Source organism: Mesorhizobium sp. M4A.F.Ca.ET.050.02.1.1 (genome assembly GCF_003997725.1).
Taxonomy (GTDB): domain Bacteria; phylum Pseudomonadota; class Alphaproteobacteria; order Rhizobiales; family Rhizobiaceae; genus Mesorhizobium.
Genome location: NZ_RZSG01000751.1, coordinates 1 through 2,915 on the forward strand (window position 1 = coordinate 1; position 2,915 = coordinate 2,915).

Annotated in this window: 5 protein-coding genes; all 5 read left to right on the forward strand. The window is 64.5% G+C overall.

The features are described 5' to 3' along the window. On the forward strand, positions 1–405 hold a 405-nt coding region (locus EOA33_RS30525), incomplete at its 5' end, for a molybdopterin dinucleotide binding domain-containing protein (protein ID WP_281033577.1). Between the two features lie 88 nt (positions 406–493). Beyond that, complete coding sequence (locus EOA33_RS30530) at positions 494–712, forward strand: hypothetical protein (protein WP_126056759.1); 219 nt, start codon at positions 494–496, stop codon at positions 710–712. Continuing rightward, positions 712–1,539 carry a formate dehydrogenase accessory sulfurtransferase FdhD gene (gene fdhD, locus EOA33_RS30535; protein ID WP_189375283.1) on the forward strand — a complete coding sequence of 276 codons (828 nt, stop codon included), beginning with the start codon at positions 712–714 and terminating at the stop codon, positions 1,537–1,539. Before EOA33_RS30530 ends, fdhD begins: the two co-directional genes overlap by 1 nt. Then, positions 1,529–1,843, forward strand: coding sequence for a formate dehydrogenase subunit delta (locus EOA33_RS30540; protein ID WP_127407338.1), 315 nt, complete (start codon positions 1,529–1,531; stop codon positions 1,841–1,843). Before fdhD ends, EOA33_RS30540 begins: the two co-directional genes overlap by 11 nt. 121 nt (positions 1,844–1,964) lie before the next feature. Then, positions 1,965–2,915 (forward strand): alpha/beta hydrolase (locus tag EOA33_RS30545; protein ID WP_145989366.1); only part of this gene is annotated, 951 nt, incomplete at its 3' end.

The following is a 2,915-nucleotide window of genomic DNA, read 5'->3' on the forward strand; positions in this document are numbered from 1 at the left end:
GGCCGGATCCTGTCGCAATACAATGTCGGCGCGCAGACCACGCGCACCGAAAACGTCGCGTGGCATGCCGAGGACCGGCTGGAGATCCATCCGCACGACGCCGAGAACCGCGGCATCCGCGACGGCGACTGGGTGCGGCTGGCGAGCCGTTCCGGCGAGACCACGCTGCGCGCGCTGATCACCGACCGCGTCTCGCCGGGCGTCGTCTACACGACCTTCCATCATCCGGACACCCAGGCCAACGTGATCACCACCGACTTCTCCGACTGGGCGACCAACTGTCCGGAGTACAAGGTTACCGCGGTGCAGGTGGCGCCCTCAAACGGCCCGACCGACTGGCAGAAGGACTACAACGAGCAGGCCAAGCAGAGCCGCCGCATCGCCCCGCTGGAAGCGGCGGAGTAGTCTTCGCCGGAGCTTTTATCGGCCCCGTCATTCCAGCCCTCTCCATTAAGAAGAGGATTTCGATCACTACTACGGGAGGAGTTTTTTGGTGACCAGCAAAGAAGCTCACAACAAACTCCTCGAACTGTGCAGCCGGCAAAGCAACGAACTCAACGACTACCTTATTGAAATTCAAAGCCAAGTAACAAGTGCCGAATTTTCGAGCCTCCGCCTTATGGTTGGATTAATATTAGGCAATGGCTTTATGCCGGCGTTTGAAGAAATTGGGCAGAAGTTCCCGGAGTTGAAGTCTGGTTGGATGAGATAGTGACAAGCCGACCCGCTATAACCCAAATCTCTCGTCTCGCGCGTCGCGCCGGCGGCACTGCGGCTGCGAACCGGATGGTGCCGGAGGAGACACCGGTGGCATTCTCCTATGCCGGCACCACGCATGCGGTGATGATGGCGAGCCCCGCCGATTTCGAAGATTTCGCGCTCGGCTTCTCGCTGACCGAGGGCATCATTGCCGACCCGGCAGAGATCGAGGCGATCGAGGTCGAGGATCTCGGCGCCGGCATCGACATCCAGATCCGGCTGAAGGACAAGGCCAACACGCGCTTCCAGGCGCGGCGTCGCAGGCTTGCCGGACCGGTCGGCTGCGGCTTGTGCGGCATCGAATCGATCGAGGAAGCGATGCGCTCGGTCGACGCGGTCGGTTCGTCGAAGCTTACGCTTGAGGCCGAGGACATCACCCGCTCGGTCAAGCGCCTGTCGAAGGTGCAGCCGTTGCATACCGAGACCGGCGCGGTGCACGCCGCCGGCTTCTACGTGCCGGGCAAGGGCATCGTCATGGCGCGCGAGGATGTCGGCCGTCACAACGCACTGGACAAGCTGGCCGGCGCGCTGGCCAGGGCCGGCATCGACGGTTCGACGGGCGCCGTCGTCGTGACCTCGCGGGTCTCGGTGGAGATGGTGCAGAAGACGGCGGCAATCGGTGCGGCCATCATCATCGCCGTTTCGGCGCCGACGGCACTTGCCATCCGCACGGCCGAGGCTGCCGGGATGACGCTGGTGGCGCTGGTGCGCGGCGAGGATTTCGATATTTTCACCCACCCAGACCGGGTGATTTGCGGAGTTGCCAAGCATGTCGCATGACGAAGATCACATCACCAGCACCAGGGAAAAGCTGGTTCGGATGGCCAACCAGATCGCAACCTTCTTCGATTCCAAGCCGCGCGAGGAAGGCATCACCGGCGTCGCCGAGCACATCAACAAGTTCTGGGAGCCGAGAATGCGGCGGCAGTTGTTCGAGATGCTTGACGGCGGCACCGAGCATTTCAACGATCTGGTGGTGGCGGCCTCGGCAAAGATCAAGCGGCCCAAGACGTCCGAACAGGCCGACACGAGCATCGGTTACACCGGGCCCGCGCAGGCCGGGAATGCAGCTTTGCACAAGTAACGCGGCCGTCGCTCCCGTTCACCAAAGGCCTTATATTTTAGCTCTCTAAAGTTTGTCTGCCGCTAGCGGCGTGGCTCTGCTATGGTCGACGAAAGAAATCGTCTGGCCGGCGGGGTGTTGCGTGAGGCCGATCGAGACCCGGTACGCCCGTAGCGGCGATGTGCGGATCGCCTATCAGGTGGTCGGCCAGGGCTCGTTCGATCTCGTCTTCGTGCCGGGCTTCATCTCCAACCTCGACCTGCAGTGGGAGGATGAGGGCTACAGCCGTCTGCTGAAACGGCTTTCGGCCTTCTCGCGGCTGATCCTGTTCGACAAGCGCGGCACCGGCCTCTCCGACCGCGTCGACAGCCGCCACCTGCCCAGCCTGGAAACCCGCATGGACGACGTGCGCGCGGTGATGGATGCCGCCGGCAGCGGCCGCGCGGCGATCCTCGGCGCCTCGGAAGGAGCGCCGATGGCGATGCTGTTCGCGGCCACCCATCCTGAGCGGACACGGTCGCTGGTGCTTTATGGCGGCTATGCGAATTTCCACAGATGGGTGATGCCGCCGGAGCGTCTCGAGGCCTTCATCGCGACGACGGAAACGGCGTGGGGGACCGGCGCCACGCTGCCCAATTTCGCGCCGGGCCGGGTCGACGACCCGCATTTTTCGCAATGGTGGGCGCGGTTCGAGCGGCTGTCGGCGAGCCCGACGGCGGCGGCAGCGCTGGCGCGCATGAATGCCGGCGTCGACGTGCGCGGCATCCTCAGCACGATCAGCGCGCCGACGCTCCTGATCCATCGCCGCAACGATGTGCGGGTCGACCCCGAGGCGAGTCGCTTCCTTGCCCGCAAGATCCCCGGCGCCCGGCTGGTTGAGATCGCCGGGCGCGACCATCCGGTGTGGACCGGCGACGTCGACCGCGTGGCCGACCTGATCGAGGAGTTCCTGACCGGGGAACCGGCGGTGGCCGACACCGAGCGCGTGCTCGCCGCACTGCTGGTGACGCGCATCTACGACACAGCCAAGCTCGGCGACCGCATGTGGAGCGAGCGCAGCCAGCGCTTCCAGGAAACCTGGCGGCTGCTGGTC

What these genes read in the sequence shown, in the direction of transcription:
- EOA33_RS30540 (WP_127407338.1), top strand. Translation starts at nt 1,529, where the DNA reads ATGTCGCATGACGAAGATCACATCACCAGCACCAGGGAAAAGCTGGTT.